The organism is Pseudomonas sp. 14P5.3.2, from assembly GCF_057799175.1.
In genome coordinates, this window is sequence record NZ_JBYOKU010000017.1 from 75,210 (window position 1) to 96,677 (window position 21,468).

Consider the following 21,468-nt stretch of genomic DNA (forward strand, 5'->3'; position numbering starts at 1 on the left):
TCAGGCGGCGGCAGCGTTGCCCCTTCACGGTTGGGGTCGCCAGGTTCGGGAGCGATGTCTGCCAGCCAGGCTATTAGCCAGCAGCATCCCAAACCGCGCGAGATTCTAACAGCTTGAAGCCGTTTGCGTTATATCCGGTTCTTTAGTGCTTAGATCCGGTTCTTGAGTGCATATAACAATTCGAGCGCTCGACGCGGGGTCAGGTCATCGAGATCCACTTTGGCCAGCTCATCGAGCACTGGGTGCGGCAGGCTGGCAAACATATCGCTTTGCTGCGGAGCGGCCGGTTTGCCTTTGACGGCAGGCTTTGGCGCTTCATGCGGCAATGCGGTGTCTTCCAGTCGGCTCAAGTGCTCACGGGCACGCACGATCACTTCACTCGGTACGCCGGCCAGTTGCGCTACCGCCAGGCCGTAGCTCTGGCTGGCAGGCCCCGGCAACACATGGTGCAGGAACACGATGCGCTCGTTGTGCTCGGTGGCGTTCAGATGCACGTTGGCCACCAAAGGCTCGGCTTCCGGCAACACGGTGAGCTCGAAATAGTGCGTAGCAAATAGAGTATAGGCACGCAGATGCGCCAGACGCTCGGCGGCCGCCCATGCCAGCGACAGGCCGTCGAAGGTGCTGGTGCCGCGCCCAACTTCGTCCATCAGCACCAGGCTGCGTTCGGTAGCGTTGTGCAGGATGTTGGCGGTTTCGCTCATCTCGACCATAAAGGTCGAACGGCCACCGGCCAGGTCATCGCTGGAGCCGATCCGGGTGAAGATCCGGTCCACCAGCGACAACTCGCAACTGGCCGCCGGCACGAAGCTGCCGATATGCGCCAGCAGCACGATCAATGCGGTCTGGCGCATGTAGGTGGATTTACCGCCCATGTTCGGACCGGTGATCACCAGCATCCGGGTGTTGTCATCCAGGCTCAGGTCGTTGGCCACGAACGGCGTGGTCAGCACTTGCTCGACCACCGGGTGACGACCCTGGGTGATGCGCATGCACGGCTCGCTGACGAAGCGCGGGCAGTTCAGGTCTAGGTTCAGCGCACGTTCGGCGAGGTTGCTCAGCACATCCAGTTCGGCCAGTGCGCCGGCGGTGTCCTGCAGTGGTGGCAGCTGGCTGATCAGGTCTTCCAGCAGCGCTTCGTACAGCATTTTCTCGCGGGCGAGGGCACGGCTCTTGGCCGATAGCGCCTTGTCTTCGAACTCTTTCAGCTCCGGCGTGATGAAGCGCTCGGCGCCCTTGAGCGTCTGGCGACGGATGTAATCGGCCGGAGCGGATTCCGCCTGCTTGCTCGGCAGCTCGATGAAGTAGCCGTGAATGCGGTTGTAGCCGACTTTCAGGTTGGCCAGGCCAGTGCGGGCCTTTTCCCGGGCTTCGAGATCGATCAGGAACTGGCCGGCGTTCTCGCTCAGCGATTGCAGCTCATCGAGTTCGCTGTCGTAACCGGTTTTCAGCACGCCGCCGTCGCGGATCACCGCTGGCGGGTTGTCGATAATGGCTTTTTCCAGCAGCGCCGCCAGTTCCGGGTAGGTGCTGGTGGTGGTTGCCAGGCGTTGCAGGTGCGGCGCTTCCAGGTCGGTCATCGCCACTTGCAGTTGTGGCAGGGCGCCAAGAGCATCACGCAGTCGAGCAAGGTCGCGAGGGCGCGCATTGCGCAGGCCGATCCGCGCCAGAATCCGCTCGATGTCGCCGATTTCCTTCAGCTGTGGCTGGAGTTTTTCGAAGCGGTAGCCATCGAGCAGACAAGTGATCGAGGTCTGCCGCGCCAGCAGCACGGTCAGATCACGCAGCGGACGGTTCAGCCAACGAGTCAGCAGGCGGCTGCCCATCGCGGTCTGGCAGCGATCGACCACCGACTGCAGGGTGTTGTCGCGACCGCCGGCCAGGTTGGTATCGAGTTCCAGGTTGCGGCGGCTGGCGCCGTCGAGCACCACGGTGTCATCCAGGCGCTCATGACGCAGGCTGCGCAGATGGGGCAGGGCGGTGCGCTGGGTTTCCTTGGCGTAGGCCAGCAGGCAACCGGCGGCGCCGATGGCCAGGGTCAGGGTTTCGCAACCGAAGCCTTTCAGGTCTTGCGTGGAAAACTGCTGGCAGAGACTTTTCAGCGCCGAATCACGCTCGAAATCCCACGGCGCGCGACGACGCACGCCACGGCGTTTTTCTGCCGGCAGGTCTTTTGGCCAGTCGTCCGGGATCAGCAGCTCTACCGGGTTGACCCGCTCCAGTTCCGCCAGCAGGTTCTCCCAGCCCTTGATCTCGAGCACGGTGAAGTTGCCACTGGTGATGTCCAGCACAGCCAGACCGAACAGACGCTCGTCGCCCAGTACCGCCGCAATCAGATTGTCGCGGCGCTCATCGAGTAGCGCCTCGTCACTGACCGTGCCCGGGGTAATGATCCGTACCACCTGACGTTCTACCGGACCTTTGCTGGTGGCCGGATCGCCGACCTGCTCGCAGATCACTACCGACTCACCGAGCTTGACCAGTTTCGCCAGATAACCTTCCGCCGCGTGGTAAGGAATCCCGCACATCGGAATCGCCTGCCCCGCCGACTGACCGCGCGCGGTCAGGGTGATGTCGAGCAACTTGGCAGCCTTCTTCGCGTCTTCATAGAAGATCTCGTAGAAGTCGCCCATGCGATAGAACATCAGCTGGTCCGGGTGCTGGTTCTTCAGGCGCCAGTACTGCTGCATCATCGGGGTGTGGGAGGACAGGTCGGAGACGGCTTTATTCATCGGATTGTCAGGTAACTCGTTAAATGATGTAGGGCAAAAGCAAGGGCAACCGCCGGGCTTTTCCGCGATGGGCGCAAGGTTACCATGGGCGGTCTGCTTGACGCAGGCATGACAGTCCGCTGGCACTTTCTGCGTTTAATTGTGATATATGCACGATTTATGCAAATCAGCATTTGTCTTCGGAAAAAACTTCAAGCACTATGCGCGTTATGCAAAAACGCAACGTATCCTCCGTCTTAAGAGCACTGCTCGACCAGCACGGGATCTCCCCCACGGAGCTCCACCGTCGCACCGGCGTGCCTCAATCAACGCTCTCGCGGATTCTCAGCGGGAAGATCGTCGATCCTTCGGATAAACACATTTCGAAGATCGCCGAATACTTCAATGTGAGCACTGATCAATTGCGTGGTCGCGCAGACGTCGCACCAGCGATGGGCGGCGCGCGTGATGACGTGCATGCGGAACTCAAGGACATAAGCCTGTGGGACGACGATACCCCTGTCGATGACGACGAGGTGTCGGTGCCCTTTCTTCGTGAGGTTGAATTGGCTGCTGGATCAGGAAGATTCGTCATCGAAGAGAGCGAACGCTCTAGCCTGCGCTTCGGCAAGCGCAGCCTGCGCCACAACGGTGTGCAGTTCGACCAGGCCAAATGCGTGACGGTGCGCGGTAACAGCATGATGCCGGTACTGCGTGATGGCGCCACGGTCGGGGTGAACGCCGGCAAGTGCGGGATCGGCGACATCATCGATGGCGACCTGTACGCGATCAATCACAACGGTCAGTTGCGCGTGAAGCAGCTCTATCGCCTGCCGACCGGCATCCGTCTGCGCAGCTTCAATCGTGATGAGCATCCGGACGAGGACTACAGCTTCCAGGACATGCAGGAAGAGCAGATCGTCATCCTCGGTCACGTCTTCTGGTGGGGCATGTACGCCCGATAGGCTTCCCCTTCACTGAAAACCCGCCCTCTGGCGGGTTTTTTTTCGCCCGAGTAAAACCCCCAACGCCTTGATTTATGCGGCCTTCATGCGTCGGTGCATTTCTTGCGCATAAATAAATGCATTTATGCATTGACTGTATATGCATCCATGCATATCCTTGCCACCAAGCCGCTCGACAAAGCGGCTGGCAACAACAGCTCTTTAGTTCCACAAGAACAGGCAGCGATGAACCGGCCTCAACGGTTCAGAGGGTTGGCAACTGACCCGGGTGTGCAGCGTAAAGCACCAAGAGCAGTTATCCGGCGGGCAGGGACCGCGGTCGGAAAAACAATTTGAATGGACTCGTACCGCGCCAGTAGCGCCGAAAAGTCAGCTTCCTTCTCGAACACAGGATTTGAAGGAAGGCGAAGGAGCGCATTACTGAAAAGCCCGGCGTAGTCCCGGGCTTTTTGGAATGCCTGCCAGGTTTCATCGCGGCATTCATGAGCAAAAAACTGGGAGTATGAAATGAATCTCTATGCATTGGTCGAATACAACAAAGTTACCCGGCTCCAAGAAAGTGAAGTCGCTCCGGATGCGCCTGCTTCGCCATCCGCTTTTTGGGTTGATGTCACCGGCAATACTGAAATCCGTGTCGGCTGGGGGGCGACGTTCAATGAAGTCTGGACGTTTACACCGCCATCCGACGAAGACCTGCGCAACGCGGCCGAAGAGCAGAAATGGCAACTGCTGAATGTGGCAGCTGCCTGGCTGCAGCTTAACTCGCTGCAATTCAAAGTGGATGTCGCCGTCGCCACTCCTCAAGAGCAGGCGCTGCTGATTGCACACAAGAACTACTGCATCGCCGTCAGCGATATCGACAAGCAGGCGGGCTACCCGGTGACCATCGACTGGCCAGTCGTTCCGTACTGATTCCGTAAAGATCTTCACGCTGATCCGAAGGCAGACAAATGCGCTGTCTGCCAAACATCAAACAAGTTACGTGTGTTCCCAAGTGCGGATCGCAAGAAAACTGCTGTCTGTCATTTGTTATCAGGAGAAGTAAATGAGCCGTTTTGCTTTTGTTAAGTACTCTTATGTAGACGTCATCCGCAAAGTTATGGAAATTCTGGAAGCGGATGAGAAACCCACCTACTACCCAAATGATGTTTATGGTTTTTGGGTTGATATCACGGACAACCCGGCTGTGCAGGTGGGCTGGAAGGCTACCACTGTAAATACGGTTGATTGGGTCTTCAGTGAGCTGACCTATCAAGACCACGCCGATGAGGCCGCCGCGAAAAAACAGGAATTGCTGACCGCTGCTGTCAACTGGCTGAAGTTGAATCCACTGCAATACTGCGTCGATCTTGGCCTCGCCACGCCTGAAGAGGAAGCGCTGTTGTTGGCATATAAGCAGTTCTACGTGGGTGTCGCCCGAGTAGAAAAACAGTCCGGTTATCCATACACCATTAACTGGCCAGTCGTGCCTTTCTGATCCTGACGCGTGCGTCAACCCCGTCAGCGGGAGCGCATTACTGAAAAGCCCGGTCTCACCACCGGGCTTTTTGGAATGCCTACCTGAAGAGACATCGCTTGAACCCAACACACAACACTCATCAACTGAAACCAGGAGGCGTGACATGACAAACGAGCAACAAGCGTTGGCGGACATGCCGATCTGGCTGGTCATCCTCCTCGCTGTAGTGGGCGGGGTGTCCGGCGAAATGTGGCGCGCCGACAAGGAGGGCGCCCGTGGCTGGTCATTGCTGCGGCGTCTGGCCCTGCGCTCCGGCGCCTGCATGATCTGCGGCGTCTCGGCGATCATGCTGCTGTACGCCGCCGGACTATCCATCTGGGCCGCCGGTGCCTTCGGTTGCCTGACCGCCATGGCCGGTGCCGACGTCGCCATCGGTCTGTACGAACGCTGGGCCGCCAAGCGCATCGGCGTTTGCGAAGTTCCCCCGCCGCGCGATCCACAGTAACTCAACACTTTCCTGCCTCGCTGCAACTGATGCGGCGGGGCTGCGCGTGGACATTTGAAAAGGAGGTCAATGCATGCCCGCACCGATCCAGCAGCCTTCGCAGCTGTTCACGGCGATGGCGACAACCTTGCGCAACAGCGCCGGCCTGAACCTGCAGGTCGGCAATCACGACGACTTCACGGCACCCGGCGCTCAAGCCTGGGCGTTGATCGACTTCGACCGTAATGCACCGGGCGCACGTGCCGCTGACGGGCGTATCGCCCACGTCATGACGGTGTCGCTGCAAGTCATTCCGGCACTTTCTGCGAGCGCATTTGCCGCCTGCGATCTGATCGCCGTACTGAAAAACCTGATCACCGACAACCGTTGGGGACTGCCCGGCGCTCAATGTGATCTGCCGATGAACCTTGATGGTCTGCCGTCAGTGCTGATCCGCGCCGACCAGCCATACAAGGCGTGGACGCTGACCTTCACCCAGACCCTCTATCTCGGCCCGACGTTGCTCGACGACCCGCTCGGTACGCCGAAATTCGCCCGCACCTGGGAAGTCAGCAACATCGATGACCCCGACCAATACACCGCGCTGGAGGCCTGACCGATGTTCGACGCATTACTGCGCATGCAACTGGGGCCGATCATCGAGCGGCTGGCGGAGATGGAAGCGGAAATCGACGACCTGCACCGACGTGCCGAGAGTTTTTGTCGCATCGGCGTCTGTCAGGCAGTCGATGCTGCGAGCAACACTTGCCAAGTCAGCCACGGAGGATTGCTCACGCCGTCGATCAAGTTCTTCAACCCCAGCGCCGGAGCGCAGAGCGAGTCGCGGATTCCGAGCGTGGGTGAGCAGTGCCTGCTGTTCAACTACGGCAGCGGTGAAAGCGGCGCGCAAAGCGTGGCGTTGTTCGGCCTCAACAGTGACTGCTTTCCGCCGACGGCGACGGTACCGACGCTGACGCGTCGGGTGCATGTCGACGGCAGCGAAAGCGGCTACGACGACGCCACGCACACCTTGCACTGGCAGAACGGCCCGGCCGCATTCAGTGGCTCTCGCGAGTCGCTTGCACTGAGCGTCGGCCCGGCGCAACTGACGATGACGCCACAGCTGATCAGCCTGCAACTCGGCGCCGTCGGCCTGAGCATTGACGCCTCGGGCGTGCACTTCAGCGGCCCGTTGGTGGATCACCAGGGCCGCGTCATCAGCCCCTGAATCAAGAGCTTCCCATGATCGGAATCGATAGAAACTCCGGGGCTACGGTCGACGACTGGCTGCAGTTTGTGCAGCGCGCGACACGAGCCCTAACCACGCCGCTGGGCACCCGGCAAAAAAGGCCCCTTTATGGCTCGCTGATCCCCACGCTGCTGGGGCAGAACCTCGGTGACGACGTTCTGCTTCTGGCCCAGAGCCACGCGGCTCAGGCGTTCTACAACGCGCAGAACGGGATCAGCGATTTTCAGCCGAGCGTGATCGTCGCCAGCCGTCAGGGCGCCGGTCTGCTGCTGCGTTTCGCCGGCACCTGGAAAAACCGTCAACAGACCTTCGAGGTAGTGACATGAGCATGTTGATTCCCGGCCAGAACCAATTGGCCGAACCGGCGCTGATCACCGTCGACGCCTTCGAAGACCTGCTCGCCGAGTTCAAGACCTTCGTCATCGAATACGTCGGCGCCCGCGCACCGGACAGCGCGGCGAAACTCAAGACCAGCCTCGACAACGAAAGCGAGCTGCTGACCCTCGCGCTGGAAGCCTTCTGCGTACGCCTGCAAACTCATGAACGCAAATACAACGCCCGCATCAAGCAGATGCTGGCGTGGTGGGCGACCGGCAGCAACCTCGATGCACGGCTGGCGGACATGGGCCTGGAGCGGCAGTTGCTCGATCCGGGCGATCCTGCAGCCTTCCCGCCGGTACCCGCGATTTACGAAAGCGACGACGACGCCCGGCTGCGCTATTACCTGGCACCGCATGCCCCGGCAGCGGGCTCGCGAATGCAGTATCGCCGCGAAGTGTTCACCCTCGGTGAACGGCCAACGGTGAAGGTCGAATCCACCGATGCCGGTGTGGTGAACGTCACCTACACCTTCAACCCGGACGGCTTGGCGGCACAGGTCAAGGACGGCAATGGTCGGCGCACGGCGCCGGGCGAAGTGCAGGTCACGGTGTTGTCGCGAGACGGCGATGGCACGCCATCCGCCGCATTGCTCGATGGCGTGCGTCAGCACTTCGCCCGCCCTGATGTGCGACCGGAAACCGACCTGGTCACGGTCAAGGCTGCGGACATTCAACGCTACAAGATTCGTGTCGTGGCCAAGATCAATTCCGGCCCCGACTCGGGCCTGACCAAAGTCGCCGCACAGCAGCAATTGCAGGCCTACGCCGACAGTTGCCATCGCCTCGAGGGGCGGGTCGATCCGAGCTGGATCGACTACACGCTGCACAGTGCTGGCGCCGTGCAACTGCAGATTCTTGAACCGCTGGCGCCGATCGTCACCACGGCGTTTCAGGCGCCGTACTGCACGGCGGTCGAGGTCGAGGTGCTGACGTTATGAGTGAGTCAACGCATAGCCCGACGTTGCTGCCGGCCAACAGCTCGGCACTCGAACGTGGACTGGATCTGGGCTTTGGCGCATTGCTTGATCGCATCGCGCCGCCGTTCCCCGAACTGATGAATCCGAGCGAAACACCGGTCGCGTTTCTACCTTATCTGGCAGCGGATCGCGGTGTCGCCGAATGGAGCACCAGCGCACCGGAAGCGGAAAAGCGCCTGACCGTCGAACTGGCCTGGCCCACCGCGCGGCAGGCCGGCACTCGCAAGGCGCTGGAAAACGCAGCCAAGGGTTTGCAACTGCGCCCTGAAGTCCGCGCCTGGTACGAACAGACACCGCTCGGCGTGCCTTACAGCTTCTCCGTGCGCGCCTTCAGCGAGCAACCCTACAGCGCAGAAATCGATGCCCGTCTCGACCGACGCCTGGCCGATGCCAAGAGCGAGCGAGACATTCTTTCGGTGACGGTTGGCTTGAGCGCATTCGGAAGCCACTCCATCGCCGCCGCGACTTTCTGCGGTGAGCTGACGACGGTTTATCCGGTGTTCATCGAAGGGCTTGAAACCTCTGGCGAGGCGTTCAAGGCCGCTGGCATGTACACCGTAGAAACATCCACTATTTATCCTCAGGGGGCCTGAATGGCTGACTATTACACCCTGCTCACCAACGCAGGGATTGCCTACGAAACGGCGTGCAAGGCTGCGGGCACACCGATCAAGCTGACGCAGATTTCTGTCGGCGACGGCGGCGGCTCGGTCTACAACCCGGCCGCGACCGCCACCGCGCTGAAACGCGAAGTCTGGCGCGGGCCGCTCAACGCCCTGTTCCAGGACGAGAAGAATCCGAGCTGGCTGCTCGCCGAAGTCACCATTCCGCCGGACGTTGGCGGTTGGTATGTGCGTGAAGCCGGGCTGTGGACTGATACCGGGATTCTTTACGCCATCGTCAAATACCCGGAGTCGTTCAAACCGGTTCTGGCGACGTCGGGCTCGGGCAAAGAGTTCTACATTCGCTCGATTTTCGAGACCAGCAATGCGTCGCTGGTAACGCTGCTGATTGATGACACGGTGGTCAAAGCCACCCGTGCCTGGGTCATGAGTTACCTCGCCGAAGAACTCGGCAAACTCGATGGCAAGCAATCGGTGCGCGTTGCGGCCTCTACCAACATCGTGTTGAACGGTGCGCAACAGATCGACGGCGTGGCCGTGATTGCCGGTGACCGCGTGCTGCTGGCGAACCAGACCCTGGCCAAGGACAACGGCCTGTGGATCGTCGCCAATGGCGACTGGGTGCGGGCGACGGATGCCAATACCAGTGCAAAGGTCACGCCGGGCCTGACGGTGATGGTCGAGGAGGGCACGGCCAACGGCGATTCGCTGTGGCACCTGACCACCAATGCGCCGATCACCCTCGGCACTACCGCGTTGGCGTTCAAGATGCTGGCCGGGCGAACCGGGATTGCGGCCGGGACTTACAAGAGTCTGACGGTTGATGAATATGGTCGCGCGACTGCGGGTGCCAATCCTGAAACGCTGGCAGGGTTTGGGATTAAGGATTCCTATACCAAGGCTGAAGTCGAGGCGTTGATTGCCAAGGCATCGGCATTGCCGGTGGGTTCGATTGTCGCGTTCCCGGTAGATGCACCGCCGCCGGGTTTTCTGGAGCTGGATAACAGCGTCAAGAGCAGTGCGACTTACCCGGACTTGAGCGCTTATCTGGGCGGCAAGTTCAATAAGGGTGATGAGGGCGTTGGGAATTTCCGTTTGCCTGAAGCGCGTGGCGAATTTTTGCGCGGTTGGGATCATGGGCGTGGGGTGGATGCTGGACGTGGTCTTGGTAGTTGGCAGGCGGACGACAACAAATCCCATATTCACGGGACGACCTACGACGTTATCGCCGATATTTTCATGGCAGGCGACGTCAGGCGGAACTATCTCCAGCAATACAACAATACGGACGATGTTGTGACAAAGGCATCGGGTGGGGCGGAAGCACGCCCACGCAACATCGCCGTCATGTGGTGCATCAAAGCCTGGAACGCCCCGGTCAATCAGGGAACCATCGATGTAGCCGCACTGGCCAAGGAAGTCGAACGACTAAAATCCGCTGTTCCGGTAGGTGCTGTTTTGGCCTTCCCGACGGGGATCGTTGCGCCCGGTTATCTGGAGCTGGATGGCAGTGTGCAGAGCATTGCGACATACCCGGACCTGGCGGCTTTTCTCGGTACCACTTACAACAAAGGTAATGAGGGGGCGGGTAACTTCCGCTTGCCGGAGTCGCGCGGTGAGTTCCTGCGTGGTTGGGATCACGGGCGTGGTGTGGATGCTGGAAGGGGTGTCGGCACAAGTCAAGCTGAGGCATTTGCTGCGCACAACCACCGCTATTTTGATAGCACTGCTGCGACCTTTGATCCCGCAGGCAATTGGCAGGCAGGAAATATTAATGGTGCGGCAGCGAGTATCTCAGTGGGTGCATTTCTTTCCCCGGTAGATAGCGGTTCCACTATGCAGATGGTGAACGCCCAGAATACGGTGAACACTGGCGGAACTGAAACCCGTCCCCGCAACATCGCCGTCATGTGGTGCATCAAGGCCTGGAACGCACCGGTCAATCAGGGAAGCATCGACATCTCCGTGCTTTCTGAACAGCTACAACAGCTTTCGTTGAATGGACCCCTTGCAGGGGACATTCGAAACGCTCGGGTCTCGATTCCGGTTGCTGCTCCGACTGCGACATTCACAGCTTCCGAGATCGTTCTGGGAGATGGGAATGGGAAAAGGGTGGTTATTTCCAACTTCAACCAGAGCCTCAACCTGTCGGCTTCGGTCAAGGGCCTGGGGGCAATGGATGCGGGCGCAGCACCGGTCAATGGGTTTGTTGCGCTGTACGCGCTTTACAATCCTGCGTCCAAATCCACCGGCATTATTGCCGTCAATGCCACAGCTGTAATCGCTCCGAAACTGTTGGCGGGTGTTGCTCCTGATGGCTATACATTTTCCGCGCTTCTCAGCATTTTGCCGACGAATGCCAGCGCTCAGTTTGCTGTAGCTGAACAAATTGATCGTCAGGTGTTCTATGGCGCTCAAGTGTTGTCGACAACCGTCTCGGTTTCGACTCTCACAGGGTTGTCGATCTCTGCCGCTGTCCCATTGAATGCCAAGTCGGTTTCCGGAAACTTTCAAGGCTCGGTGTCGGCCAATGGATACAGCATGGCGCTTGCCGGGTCGGCTGCCGCCATAGGTCTTCAGACCTTTATCGTGAACTTTACAGGAACCGGCGGCGGATCATTTCTGGATGTTCCCTTGTTGTCGCCGCAAACGCTGTTTTATCGCCTGACCAGCGCTGGAACCTTTAGTGCTTTTGCGATCACGACGAATAGTTACAGATTTTGAGGGTGAAACCAGTGGAAGATAAACCACGCATAAACGTCATGTTCTCGGATGAGGCGCAAACGAAGATAGTTGCGGTTTTTTCCTGCCCTCAAGAGGAGGGGAATTACGCCAATCTTGGGGTGGTCGAACCGCAGGATCAACGCTATCTGACTTACATGTCGGAGTCTCCGGTTGATCCGCAGCTGAGCCCTTCACAGATAATTGCGTCCGAGAGATATCGTCGGGAAGGTCTCGGTATAGTTGTGGGATCAATGGCTGTCGAAACATCTCGCGACAGCCAGGCACTAATCGCCAGCACCGGTCTGTCCGCCATTCTCGACCCCGATTACCGCTGCAACTTCAAAACCCTCAAGGGTTTTGTCGAGATCGGTGCCGAACAGATTCTCGCCATTGCCAAAGCCGTAAGGGCGCACGTACAGGCTTGCTTCGACCGAGAGCTTGAGTTGCTCCGGGCCATTGAAGTGGGCAGCTACACCGAGGAAATGCTCGAAGAAGGTTGGCCGGATTCTCTACCAGCGACATCCGTCTCGGCTCCCCAGTAAACGCCCCGCACCCCGGGGCGTTTTCTTTCCCGCAAAAAACACCCAACACCCGCCAAGCCCCTCCCCACGAGGGGCTTTCCCGTTTATGGAGAAACGAAAAATGGCAACCCGCCAAACCTACACCGTGCTCGTCCCATTCCCCACCGGCGGTGGGCACTGGTCGAGCGTCGGTCAAGACCTTGATCTGCTCGACGTCGAAGCCAGTGCCTTGCACAGCGCCGGTCGACTGGAACTGAAAACACCTACCACCCAGGCCAAAAAGGCCGCTGCCAAGAAGGCTGACTGAACATGGCTGAGGTTTTGAACTTCGAGCACAACGGCATTACCGTCAATGCCACTGAATCCCCCGAGGCCATGGGTGGCCTGGGTGACAACGTCATCGGTCTGGTCGGCACCGCGCCGAAAGCCGATCCGCTGATTCCGCGTAACGCACCGTTCCGCATCAACAGCTTCACCACCCACGCGCTGCTCGATCCGACCGGCGCCGAAGAGGGCACGCTGTACCACGCGGTTTACCAGATCCTCAAAGTGGTCAAGGTGCCGGTCTATGTGGTGATCGTCGAAGCGGGTACGACTCCGGCCGACACCGTCAACGCGGTGATCGGCGGCGTCGATCCAACCACCGGCCGCAAGCTCGGTCTGGCGGCACTGGGCAGTGTCCCGGAAGACCTGACCATCATCGGTGCGCCGGGCTTCACCGGCACCAAAGCGGTGGCCAGCGAGTTCGCCTCGTTCGGCAAGCGCATCAAGGCCCGTGTGGTACTGGATGGCAAAGACGCTTCGGTCGCTGATCAAGTGGCTTACAGCCAGGAACTGGGCGGCGCCGATCTCGGTTTCGACCGTTGCCTGGTGGTGCACAACATGCCGGCGGTGTACTCGAAAGCCGCGAAGAAAAACGTCTTCCTCGCACCGTCCAGCCTGGCGATTGCCGCGCTGGCCAAGGTCAAGCAGTGGGAGAGCCCGGGCAACCAGGTGACCTATGCCGAAGACGTGTCCCGGGTCGTCGAATACAACATCCTCGACACTTCCACCGAAGGCGATCTGCTCAACCGCTACGGCGTGAGCTACTACGCCCGCACGGTGCTCGGTGGCTTCTCGCTGCTGGGTAACCGTTCGATCACCGGCAAGTTCATCAGCTACGTCGGCCTCGAAGATGCGATCAGCCGCAAGCTGGTCAAGGCCGGCCAGAAAGCCATGGCCAAGAACCTGACCAAATCCTTCATGGATCAAGAGGTCAAGCGCATCAACGACTGGCTGCAGACCCTGGTCGCTGACGAAACCATTCCTGGCGGCAGCGTCTACCTGCACCCGGAACTCAACAGCGTCGAGAAGTACAAGAACGGCACCTGGTACGTGGTCATCGACTACGGCCGCTACGCGCCGAACGAACACATGGTTTATCAACTCAACGCCCGCGATGAAATCATCGAGCAGTTCCTGGAGGACGTTCTCTAATGTTTACCAACCGCGTAAGACAGGCCATCGCGGCCACCCTGCAAGGCCTGCCGCTGTCGGCGACCGTGGAAGAATTTACTCCGCCGAAAATCGATTTCGACATGGAAAGCATGACCGGCGGGCGCTTCATCGTTGAGGAAATGGCCAAGAGTGCCAAGGCTCTGAACGCCACGCTCAAGCTGCAAGGCACCGGTGCTGAAGTGTTGCTGGCGATGGGTGTGAAGCTGGGCGACGACATCCTGCTGAACGTGCGTGAAGCCGGTCAGGATCAGGACGGCAATACCTGGTTCACCTATCACACAGTAGGCGGCAAGCTGAAATCTCTGGCTGAGGATGCGCTGAAAATGGGTAGCAAAGCCATCACCACACTGGAGCTTTCCTGCCGCACCTACAACCGCCTGGAAAACGGCATCCCGGTGATCGACATCGACGTACGAACCCAGAAGTTCGTGCTCAACGGCGTCGACATCCTCGGTGATGCGCGCCGTGCGGTGCTGATGCCGTAACCCCCGGCTTACAGGCAATTACAAAACCCTGTGGGAGCGAGCTTGCTCGCGAAAGCGGTCTGTTGTTCAACATTGATGTTGACTGACCCGACGCCTTCGCGAGCAAGCTCGCTCCCACAGTGGATCTAAACGAATCACCAAGGAATTCATACATGTCGTGGATGCCACCCAAGCATGACCTGCTGTCGCCGATCAGCGGTGACGACGGCGCGCAGATCGAGCAGATCCAGCTCAAGCCGCTGTTCTACGCCGCACAGAAAGAAGCGCTGGAACGCGCCGGCGATGATGAAGACGATCAGTTCTTCGAACTGGCGCTGCTCGCCACCGGCCTGTCGGTCAAGGAACTCGACCAGCTGAAACGCCCGGACTACGTGAGCATCGCCCAGTACGTGCACGAGATGTCGACCCGTCCGACGGCGTACTTTCTGGAGCAGGTCGAGGACGCGGAAAAGTCCGACGATCCTGACGAAGTGCAACTGCTGCAACCGCTCGCCGTGACCGGTCGCACCGTGACCTCGCTGTCGCTGGAAATGCCCGCACTGCGCGCCACCAAAGTGATGAAGAAACTGAAAACGCCCAAGGAACGCGCCGAGTTCATCACTGCCCACTGCACCGGTCTGATGATCCCCGATCTGGCCCATTTGAGCGTCCCGGACTGGACCCAGTTGCAGGTGCGCATCGACGATTTTTTAAACCAGCCGGCGGCCTACTTTCGGAACGCGACATCGAAGTAATCCTCGATATCGTCCCGCTCATTTACCCGGTAAGTGAGGCGGAGATTCTGGAATGGGACGCCGAAAAGGCGTTGCGCCGCTACGACATAGCGATCACTCGCCTTGGCGTGAAACAGGAGTAGAGCGGCATGGCAGACACATCGTTTTCGCTGATGTACGCCGCGCAAACCGGCGGCGCGGGTTCCGGTTTGTCGGCAGGGGGGGCGGCCACAGACAGCCTGATCAAACCACTGTCCGAATTGAAAGAGGCGCTGCTCACGGCCAGCCTGGACATCCGCAGTCTGGTGCGTGAACAGATCAAACTCGGCGCCGTTGTCCTGGGGCTGAACACGGCCCTGGCATCGTTCAAGGTGCCAATGGTAACAGCCGCACCGGCGGCTGGCGGCGAGAGCAAGTCAAAGCTCAAGGCTGAGATTGAACAACGCTCGCCTCCGGCCTACCTGCAATCGGACATGGCCCTGGAAACCGCCATGGCCCAGATCAAGCAGGTTCAAGGCCTGAGTGGCGACCTCGACACGCTGTCGAAAGCCAACCTTAAACTGGCCACCGACAAACGAGTTGCCGGCAGTGGTGCGACGGTCGTGGATCTGGTGCAGGTCGAAGTCGCGGCAGGCCGATCCGGGATTGGCGCGGGTCTCAAGGGCGCCGACAAGGAACAGGTGCTGCTGGACTTTGCCCAGGATGCAGCGGTCAATGCGTCGGCGTTCGGCATCAGCCTGAAGTCGGCCGGTGAAATGCTGTCGGCCTGGCAATTGTCGATGAAACTGGATCGCACTCAAGGTCAGCTGCTGGCCGATGCGACTCAGCATCTGGGCAACAGCGGACTGAATGCGACGGCTGCCGACATCGGCTCGGTCGTGCAGCAATCCGGCGAGTCGGCCGTTGCAGTGGGGATCCTGCCCGAGCAGTTGGCGGCGCTGTCAGCCGCGTTGCTCAACGCTGATGTCGACAAGGCCAGTGCCGGCGCGGCGGTGAAAAGTATCAGCGCAGCCCTGGGCAAAGGCACCCAAGGCTCGGCGGCCGAGCAGTCGGCGTGGAAGGCGTTGGGCCTTGATCCCGGCAAGTTGACTGAAAACGTACCGGACAACCTTGTCAAAGCGTTGGCGGCATTGAAGCAACAACCGGCAGAGCAGCAAACGGAACTGGTCAAGACACTTTTCGGTGGCGACGACGGTGTTCGCAAACTGCTGGCGAAACCCGAAGACCTGCAAAAAGCGTTTTCGCTGGTCGCGCCGGCCAGACTGGAAGGAACGTCGACGCTTGTGCCATCGCAAGCGACCCAGAGCAGCCTCGCATCGCCATTCAAGGGTGAAGGGGGCGTGCGCCAGTGGATGGGCAAGCCCGGGGAGGCTCAGACGCCGCTTTCATTGCTCGAGCCTGATGACCCATTGACACCGGCTTACAGCGGCGCGATTGAACGCAGCGCCGAGCCTGCGGGCAAAGATCCTCAGCGAAGCTGGAACGCGTTCGATGCCAGTCTCAATCGTCTGATCACGGCGTTGGCGCCGGATGCGACCGGCACGCTGGACTCGCTGACGAATATGACTAACGGCGTGGCCGATATGGCTGAAGCCCATCCCAAGACCTCGACGGCGTTGGCCCTTGCGGGCGTTGGACTGTCGGCCATCGTGGTGGCGGTGATGGCCAAGGCATTCGGCAATTTCACCGACAAGCTGCTCAAGGGCGTCGCTTCAAAATTGCCGCTTGGTCTTGGCGGTTTGGTTGCCGATATTGAAGACCCGAAAGCCAAGAAAACGTCTGCCGGAAATGGCGCGGGCCATGACTGCTGCTGTAAACCGCTGGGCGGCGGGACAGGCGACAAACTCAAGCCTCGCCGGTCAAGCACCAAGCCTCGAGTCAGACGTGAACAAACCGGTCGAGGCGGGAAAAGCCCCCGCACGGTGCCTCCTCGGCCACTACGGATCAGTGCACCGCCGGCGTCGCCGACACGACCCGTTCTGCCCCGCATGTCCGGCACGTCCTGGCCGGCAAGCATGACGGCATTTGCAGGGTCATCAGCCGTCAGTCCTGCCCCGGCCGCTTCACTGTCCGGTTCTTACGCCAAGGCAGGCAGACTGCTTGCCAAACGGGCACCGCCGCTGCGGTTGCTCAGTGCCGGATATGAAATGGTCACCGGCGTCATGAAGGGCGATACGCGTGCCGTCGTGTCGTCCGGTGCCTCGTTGGCCGGGTCTTCTGCTGGGGCCGCCGTCGGTGCAGCACTTGGCACGTTGATTTTGCCCGGTGTGGGCACGGCAATTGGCGGGTGGCTCGGAAGCATGGCGGGGGGCGCGATCGGTGATTCCCTGGGCGACAAGCTAGGGACACAAGTCGATCGTCTCGGCTCACCTGCACAGGTCAGTAAAGACCTGATCGCGACCTCGGCGATTTCCTCGATCCCCGGGGCACCTGCCACCACAGCCGCCAGCCAGCCGGTCACGTTCAACTCAACCATTAACATCAATGGTCAGGATCAGACCAGCGCCCAGGCACTGGCCAATCTGGTGGTGCAAACAACCATGGGGCAATTGGGCCAGATCATGCCGACCAATCCCCTCGCCACACGACGTGACGCAGCCTTGACCGATGGAGTCGCCACATGAAACAACAAATGGCCCTGGGCAGTTTCATCTTTGGCCTGTCACGCGGCTTCGCCTACAGCAGTTTTCTGCGCAAGTCCGACGGCGGCTGGACGGAACTGCAGATTCTCACCAGCAAACCCAAGTCCCATCAAATTGGCCAGAAACCCGAAACCCTGACCATCACCGGTAAATCAATGTACGCGGTGGCCATGGATCGGCTGGATGAGCTGCGGGCGCTGCAAGCCCTTCGTGTGCCGCTACCGCTGATTGATGGCATCGGCCGTAATTGGGGCCTGTGGCGAATCACCATGGTTCAGGAAATCCAGACCTGCATCATCGATGATGGTACGGCGATGGTGGTCGACTGGACCCTTGAACTGGCGGAGTTCAACAATGCGTAAGGTACGAAGCGTGGCCGGTGACTCGGTGAATCTTTTGCTCTACCGCGAAACCGGGCGCAGCGATGACAGCGCCGAAGAAGCCCTGTGGAAACTCAACCCGACCCTGGCCGAACGTGGTCCGATTCTCCCGGCAGGTGTCTGGGTGACACTGCCGGAACTCGACAGCAAACCCGCCGCGATCAAACCGGTTCTGGCCTGGGACTAAGGAGGTTGCATGACACAGGGATTTACCCCGGCGATCGAAATCTACGGGGCCAACAAAGACTTGCTGAATCAGCGTCTGATCAGTTGGGAGCACGTTGATGCTGCCGGGATGGAGTCCGATCAACTGACACTGGTGATCGACCTGGAAGGCCTCGAAGGCTTGCCGACCCTGGGCGGAACCATAGGCCTGCGGGTGGGTTATCTGGAGTCCGGGATGGTCGAAAAGGGCCAATTCAAGGTGACTAGACTGACACCAACGCTGTTCCCGCTGCGCCTGACGCTGGTCGCTACGGCCGCGCCTTTCAGCGGCAAGGACGAAACCGGATTCAAGGAGCGGCGTACGGCCAGTCATGGCCCCACCACCCTTGGCGCACTTTTTCGCGAACTGGTCTCGCGGCACGGTTTTTCGCCGCGCGTCGATCCTGAACTGGCGCTGATCCGGATTGCTCATGTCGACCAGTCGAACGAGACCGACATGAGCTTTATCACGCGACTGGCAAAGAAGTACGACGCGGTGGCCAAACCGTTCAACGACCTCTACGTGCTGGCGAAACCGGCGCAGCTGAAAAACCTCTCGGGCCAGGTGATACCGGACGTCAGGCTGTCGGTGACCAGCAACAATCGACCGGGTGATCACGCCTTTATCAGCGCCACACTGGAAGAGACTGCCCGCACCCAGAATCAGGGTTGCAAGACCTGCTTCTGGGACGGTGCTCTTGGCAAGCTGCAGGAGGTGATCACCGGTTCCGCACCCTACAAGGTCATTCGCCAGAAACAGGCGAGTGAAGAAGAAGCCAAGGCCATCGGCGAAGCCGAGGTGCGCAAGATGCTGCGCGAGAAATACAAGCTGAAGGTCACTTGCCCGGGCGATCCGCTACTGGCTGCCGAAGGCCTGTTGGTACTCGATGACACCTGGCCAGACTTCATGCGCGGTCGCTGGTCGATCGAAAAAGTCACCGCCAGCGGCAAGCGCGAGGAAAGCTATCGCTGCCTGATCGAAGCAACCGGCGTCGATCCCAAGGCGGACGCCAAAGCCTGATCTCACAGCCCACGAGTCCCCTGTAGGAGTGAGCCTGCTCGCGATAGCGGTGTGTCAGGCACATTGATTGTGAATGTGGCACCGCCATCGCGAGCAGGCTCACTCCTACAGTGGATTCGCGGTGTTTTCTGCAACTCATTTCAACTCTGGAACACCACCATGAAGATCACCCCGATCCTCACGCAACTGCGTGGGCAATGCCCAAGCCTTGCCAATCACATTGCGGTGGGCGTCGATCTGGCGTTGCTGCAAGGCAACGCGGATCTGCCGACACCCTCGGCCCACGTGCTGGTGCTGGCCGATCTGGCCAGCACCAGCACCGCGCAAAACCTCACCGCCCAACCGATCCGCGACCGCTTCGAAATCGTCCTCGCGCTTGACGCAACCGACGCTACAAAAGCGCTGGATCTGTTGCACGACCTGCGTGCCGAACTGTGGCGCGCACTGGTGGGGTTCAAGCCTGGCAACGACTACAGCGCCATCGTTTATGACGGCGGCGAGATGGTCTCGATCAACAGCAGCCGGGCCTTCTATCGGCTGCGCTTTTTTGCCGAGTTCCAGCTCGGCCGCAATCTGCCGAGTCAGCCTGCGGAGAGTTGGCACGAACGTGAACTGGACGGTTTGTCGTCCTTTACCGGGGTCACCGTGCGGGTCGATGCGATCGATCCGGCCGACCCCAATCTGAAACACCCGGGCCCTGACGGGCGCGTGGAACTGACTTTCTCTGGAGACGTAACCCCATGAGCAATCGCATCACCGTACTGCCGGCCGCTGGCCGTGCCGTGCCTGACCCGGAAGCGGGCGATCTGCTGCCCCTCGAAGGCCGTGAAGTGCTGGACAGCGCCTGGTGGCGCCGACGTCTGGCCGACGGCGATATCACAATCAAAACCGTAAAAGTCAAAGCACAGGGAGCCAAATAATGGCGATCGGATTCAGCAACATCCCCGCGGACATTCGTGTACCGCTGTTCTATGCCGAAATGGACAACTCGGCCGCCAATAGCGCGACTTCGACCATGCGCCGTTTGATCGTCGCTCAGGTCAACGACAATATTGCCCCGAGCGAAGTCGGCAAACTGGTGCTGGTCTCCAGCGTCGCGCTGGCAAAAAGCATCGGTGGTCAGGGCTCGATGCTCGCCTCGATGTACGAGACCTTCCGCAAGGCCGACCCGATCGGCGAGATCTGGTGCCTGCCGCTGCACAACGCTGAAGGCGCGATCGCCAAAGGCGTGCTGACTCTGACCGGCACCGCGACCCAGGCTGGCGTGCTCAACCTGTACGTCGCTGGTGTGCGGGTGCAGGCCACCGTGGTCAACGGTGCCACCGCTGCTCAGGCAGCCACCGCACTAGCACAGAAAATCAACGCCACGGCCGATCTGCCGGTCAGCGCTGCCGCTGCCGAAGGTGTAGTGACCCTGAGCGCCAAGTGGACCGGCGACAGCGGTAACGACATCAGCCTGCAGTTCAATCGCCTGGGCAAGAGCAACGGCGAAGAAACCCCGGCCGGCCTGACCACCGCGATCACCGCCATGACCGGTGGTGCCGGTGTGCCTGACCAGGTCGCAGCTGTGGCTGCACTGGGCGACGAGCCGTTCGAGTTCATCGCACTGCCGTGGTCGGATCTGTCGACCCTCAACACCTGGCAAGCGGTGATGGATGACAGCACCGGTCGCTGGTCGTGGGCCAAGCAACTGTTCGGTCACGTCTACAGCGCCAAGCGTGGCACCGTTGGCACTCTGGTCGCCGCAGGCCAGGGCCGCAACGACCAGCACATGACCATTCAGGCGCTGGAGCCGGGCGTACCGCAACCGTTCTGGGTACAAGCTGCCGCACTGGCTGCGCGCACCGCGGTGTTCATCTCCGCCGATGCCAGCCGTCCGACCCAAAGCGGCAGCCTGCCGGGCGTCGACCCTGCACCGGCCAGCGAACGTTTCACCCTGACCGAGCGTCAGTCGCTGCTCAACTACGGCATCGCCACTGCGTACTACGAAGGCGGTTACGTGCGCATCCAGCGTTCGATCACCACCTACCAGAAGAACGCTTACGGTCAGGCCGACAACTCCTACCTGGACAGCGAAACCATGCACCAGTCGGCGTTCATCGTGCGTCGTCTGCAAAGCGTGATCACCAGCAAATACGGGCGCCACAAACTGGCCTCCGATGGCACCCGTTTCGGCGCCGGTCAGCCAATCGTGACGCCAGCGACCATTCGCGGCGAGCTGATTGCGCAGTACGCCAAGCTGGAACTGGAAGGCCACGTGGAGAACGCCGAGCTGTTCGCCGAGCACCTGATCGTCGAGCGCGACGTGCAGGACCCGAGCCGCGTGAACGTGCTGTTCCCGCCGGATTACATCAACGGTCTGCGCGTGTTCGCACTGCTCAACCAATTCCGTCTGCAATACGACGACGCGGCCTGATCGCCGCGTTTGGCCGT

The 21,468-nt window shown here is 60.2% G+C and carries 23 protein-coding genes; 22 read left to right on the plus strand and 1 reads right to left on the minus strand.

Translation table 11 applies throughout. The annotated features are described in order from the left end of the window. Positions 1-149: 149 nt before the first annotated feature. Positions 150-2,732: a DNA mismatch repair protein MutS gene (mutS, locus tag AC27VU_RS15775; protein ID WP_007964305.1), complete on the minus strand. Its 2,583-nt coding sequence runs from the start codon at positions 2,730-2,732 to the stop codon at positions 150-152. A gap of 209 nt (positions 2,733-2,941) precedes the next feature. Between mutS and AC27VU_RS15780 the strand changes: the two genes are divergently transcribed. The 22 genes from AC27VU_RS15780 to AC27VU_RS15885 all read left to right on the plus strand — a co-directional run bounded on the left by AC27VU_RS15780 (position 2,942) and on the right by AC27VU_RS15885 (position 21,451). Next, on the plus strand, positions 2,942-3,676 hold the full coding sequence (locus tag AC27VU_RS15780) for a LexA family transcriptional regulator (RefSeq protein WP_262142726.1): 735 nt from the start codon (positions 2,942-2,944) through the stop codon (positions 3,674-3,676). Between the two features lie 507 nt (positions 3,677-4,183). Next, the gene (locus AC27VU_RS15785; protein WP_258678633.1) at positions 4,184-4,588 is read left to right on the plus strand and encodes a tail fiber assembly protein; all 405 of its coding nucleotides are present in this window, start codon (positions 4,184-4,186) and stop codon (positions 4,586-4,588) included. 133 nt (positions 4,589-4,721) lie between these two features. Further along, complete coding sequence (locus tag AC27VU_RS15790) at positions 4,722-5,153, plus strand: tail fiber assembly protein (protein ID WP_400509429.1); 432 nt, start codon at positions 4,722-4,724, stop codon at positions 5,151-5,153. 145 nt (positions 5,154-5,298) lie between these two features. Continuing rightward, positions 5,299-5,640, plus strand: a complete 342-nt coding sequence (locus AC27VU_RS15795) for a phage holin family protein (protein WP_003222183.1) — start codon at positions 5,299-5,301, stop codon at positions 5,638-5,640. Positions 5,641-5,713: 73 nt separating this feature from the next. Further along, positions 5,714-6,235, plus strand: a complete 522-nt coding sequence (locus AC27VU_RS15800; RefSeq protein ID WP_488724398.1) for a hypothetical protein — start codon at positions 5,714-5,716, stop codon at positions 6,233-6,235. Positions 6,236-6,238: 3 nt separating this feature from the next. Beyond that, complete coding sequence (locus AC27VU_RS15805) at positions 6,239-6,847, plus strand: phage baseplate assembly protein V (RefSeq protein ID WP_488724399.1); 609 nt, start codon at positions 6,239-6,241, stop codon at positions 6,845-6,847. 14 nt (positions 6,848-6,861) lie between these two features. Then, complete coding sequence (locus AC27VU_RS15810) at positions 6,862-7,194, plus strand: phage baseplate protein (RefSeq protein ID WP_488724400.1); 333 nt, start codon at positions 6,862-6,864, stop codon at positions 7,192-7,194. After that, positions 7,191-8,186 (plus strand): baseplate J/gp47 family protein, encoded by a 996-nt coding sequence (locus tag AC27VU_RS15815; protein WP_488724401.1) that lies wholly within the window; start codon positions 7,191-7,193, stop codon positions 8,184-8,186. Before AC27VU_RS15810 ends, AC27VU_RS15815 begins: the two co-directional genes overlap by 4 nt. After that, positions 8,183-8,818 (plus strand): phage tail protein I, encoded by a 636-nt coding sequence (locus AC27VU_RS15820; protein WP_488724402.1) that lies wholly within the window; start codon positions 8,183-8,185, stop codon positions 8,816-8,818. The genes AC27VU_RS15815 and AC27VU_RS15820 overlap by 4 nt, the downstream gene beginning before the upstream one ends. Beyond that, positions 8,819-11,572 (plus strand): phage tail-collar fiber domain-containing protein, encoded by a 2,754-nt coding sequence (locus AC27VU_RS15825; protein WP_488724403.1) that lies wholly within the window; start codon positions 8,819-8,821, stop codon positions 11,570-11,572. It abuts the gene before it with no gap. A gap of 11 nt (positions 11,573-11,583) precedes the next feature. Further along, positions 11,584-12,114 carry a DUF4376 domain-containing protein gene (locus AC27VU_RS15830; protein WP_488724404.1) on the plus strand — a complete coding sequence of 177 codons (531 nt, stop codon included), beginning with the start codon at positions 11,584-11,586 and terminating at the stop codon, positions 12,112-12,114. Between the two features lie 100 nt (positions 12,115-12,214). Then, entirely contained in the window at positions 12,215-12,400 is a 186-nt protein-coding gene (locus tag AC27VU_RS15835) for a hypothetical protein (RefSeq protein WP_047291936.1), read from the plus strand. Positions 12,401-12,402: 2 nt separating this feature from the next. Beyond that, the gene (locus tag AC27VU_RS15840) at positions 12,403-13,569 is read left to right on the plus strand and encodes a phage tail sheath protein (RefSeq protein ID WP_488724405.1); all 1,167 of its coding nucleotides are present in this window, start codon (positions 12,403-12,405) and stop codon (positions 13,567-13,569) included. Then, positions 13,569-14,075 carry a phage major tail tube protein gene (locus tag AC27VU_RS15845; protein ID WP_103520481.1) on the plus strand — a complete coding sequence of 169 codons (507 nt, stop codon included), beginning with the start codon at positions 13,569-13,571 and terminating at the stop codon, positions 14,073-14,075. Before AC27VU_RS15840 ends, AC27VU_RS15845 begins: the two co-directional genes overlap by 1 nt. Positions 14,076-14,227: 152 nt before the next feature. After that, positions 14,228-14,809: a phage tail assembly protein gene (locus tag AC27VU_RS15850; protein WP_488724406.1), complete on the plus strand. Its 582-nt coding sequence runs from the start codon at positions 14,228-14,230 to the stop codon at positions 14,807-14,809. A 128-nt stretch (positions 14,810-14,937) separates the two neighbouring features. Then, the gene (locus AC27VU_RS15855; protein ID WP_488724407.1) at positions 14,938-17,412 is read left to right on the plus strand and encodes a phage tail tape measure protein; all 2,475 of its coding nucleotides are present in this window, start codon (positions 14,938-14,940) and stop codon (positions 17,410-17,412) included. Beyond that, on the plus strand, positions 17,409-17,792 hold the full coding sequence (locus AC27VU_RS15860; protein ID WP_488724408.1) for a phage tail protein: 384 nt from the start codon (positions 17,409-17,411) through the stop codon (positions 17,790-17,792). The genes AC27VU_RS15855 and AC27VU_RS15860 overlap by 4 nt, the downstream gene beginning before the upstream one ends. Then, the gene (locus tag AC27VU_RS15865) at positions 17,785-17,997 is read left to right on the plus strand and encodes a tail protein X (RefSeq protein WP_401280919.1); all 213 of its coding nucleotides are present in this window, start codon (positions 17,785-17,787) and stop codon (positions 17,995-17,997) included. The genes AC27VU_RS15860 and AC27VU_RS15865 overlap by 8 nt, the downstream gene beginning before the upstream one ends. A 9-nt stretch (positions 17,998-18,006) precedes the next feature. Then, positions 18,007-19,035: a phage late control D family protein gene (locus tag AC27VU_RS15870; RefSeq protein WP_488724409.1), complete on the plus strand. Its 1,029-nt coding sequence runs from the start codon at positions 18,007-18,009 to the stop codon at positions 19,033-19,035. A 159-nt stretch (positions 19,036-19,194) separates the two neighbouring features. After that, entirely contained in the window at positions 19,195-19,779 is a 585-nt protein-coding gene (locus tag AC27VU_RS15875; protein WP_488724410.1) for a phage tail terminator protein, read from the plus strand. After that, on the plus strand, positions 19,776-19,955 hold the full coding sequence (locus AC27VU_RS15880; protein WP_103484531.1) for a DUF2635 domain-containing protein: 180 nt from the start codon (positions 19,776-19,778) through the stop codon (positions 19,953-19,955). The genes AC27VU_RS15875 and AC27VU_RS15880 overlap by 4 nt, the downstream gene beginning before the upstream one ends. After that, positions 19,955-21,451 (plus strand): phage tail sheath subtilisin-like domain-containing protein, encoded by a 1,497-nt coding sequence (locus tag AC27VU_RS15885; RefSeq protein WP_201135668.1) that lies wholly within the window; start codon positions 19,955-19,957, stop codon positions 21,449-21,451. The genes AC27VU_RS15880 and AC27VU_RS15885 overlap by 1 nt, the downstream gene beginning before the upstream one ends. Positions 21,452-21,468: the final 17 nt, after the last annotated feature.

Bases quoted from the DNA above. Each gene is read 5' to 3' on its own strand.
- AC27VU_RS15835 (WP_047291936.1), top strand. From the start codon at position 12,215: ATGGCAACCCGCCAAACCTACACCGTGCTCGTCCCATTCCCCACCGGC.
- AC27VU_RS15870 (WP_488724409.1), top strand. From the start codon at position 18,007: ATGACACAGGGATTTACCCCGGCGATCGAAATCTACGGGGCCAACAAA.
- mutS (WP_007964305.1), bottom strand. From the start codon at position 2,732: ATGAATAAAGCCGTCTCCGACCTGTCCTCCCACACCCCGATGATGCAG.
- AC27VU_RS15820 (WP_488724402.1), top strand. From the start codon at position 8,183: ATGAGTGAGTCAACGCATAGCCCGACGTTGCTGCCGGCCAACAGCTCG.
- AC27VU_RS15780 (WP_262142726.1), top strand. From the start codon at position 2,942: ATGCAAAAACGCAACGTATCCTCCGTCTTAAGAGCACTGCTCGACCAG.
- AC27VU_RS15785 (WP_258678633.1), top strand. From the start codon at position 4,184: ATGAATCTCTATGCATTGGTCGAATACAACAAAGTTACCCGGCTCCAA.
- AC27VU_RS15805 (WP_488724399.1), top strand. From the start codon at position 6,239: ATGTTCGACGCATTACTGCGCATGCAACTGGGGCCGATCATCGAGCGG.
- AC27VU_RS15790 (WP_400509429.1), top strand. From the start codon at position 4,722: ATGAGCCGTTTTGCTTTTGTTAAGTACTCTTATGTAGACGTCATCCGC.
- AC27VU_RS15810 (WP_488724400.1), top strand. From the start codon at position 6,862: ATGATCGGAATCGATAGAAACTCCGGGGCTACGGTCGACGACTGGCTG.
- AC27VU_RS15875 (WP_488724410.1), top strand. From the start codon at position 19,195: ATGAAGATCACCCCGATCCTCACGCAACTGCGTGGGCAATGCCCAAGC.
- AC27VU_RS15865 (WP_401280919.1), top strand. From the start codon at position 17,785: ATGCGTAAGGTACGAAGCGTGGCCGGTGACTCGGTGAATCTTTTGCTC.
- AC27VU_RS15825 (WP_488724403.1), top strand. From the start codon at position 8,819: ATGGCTGACTATTACACCCTGCTCACCAACGCAGGGATTGCCTACGAA.
- AC27VU_RS15850 (WP_488724406.1), top strand. From the start codon at position 14,228: ATGTCGTGGATGCCACCCAAGCATGACCTGCTGTCGCCGATCAGCGGT.
- AC27VU_RS15800 (WP_488724398.1), top strand. From the start codon at position 5,714: ATGCCCGCACCGATCCAGCAGCCTTCGCAGCTGTTCACGGCGATGGCG.
- AC27VU_RS15840 (WP_488724405.1), top strand. From the start codon at position 12,403: ATGGCTGAGGTTTTGAACTTCGAGCACAACGGCATTACCGTCAATGCC.
- AC27VU_RS15795 (WP_003222183.1), top strand. From the start codon at position 5,299: ATGACAAACGAGCAACAAGCGTTGGCGGACATGCCGATCTGGCTGGTC.
- AC27VU_RS15845 (WP_103520481.1), top strand. From the start codon at position 13,569: ATGTTTACCAACCGCGTAAGACAGGCCATCGCGGCCACCCTGCAAGGC.
- AC27VU_RS15855 (WP_488724407.1), top strand. From the start codon at position 14,938: ATGGCAGACACATCGTTTTCGCTGATGTACGCCGCGCAAACCGGCGGC.
- AC27VU_RS15815 (WP_488724401.1), top strand. From the start codon at position 7,191: ATGAGCATGTTGATTCCCGGCCAGAACCAATTGGCCGAACCGGCGCTG.
- AC27VU_RS15860 (WP_488724408.1), top strand. From the start codon at position 17,409: ATGAAACAACAAATGGCCCTGGGCAGTTTCATCTTTGGCCTGTCACGC.
- AC27VU_RS15880 (WP_103484531.1), top strand. From the start codon at position 19,776: ATGAGCAATCGCATCACCGTACTGCCGGCCGCTGGCCGTGCCGTGCCT.
- AC27VU_RS15885 (WP_201135668.1), top strand. From the start codon at position 19,955: ATGGCGATCGGATTCAGCAACATCCCCGCGGACATTCGTGTACCGCTG.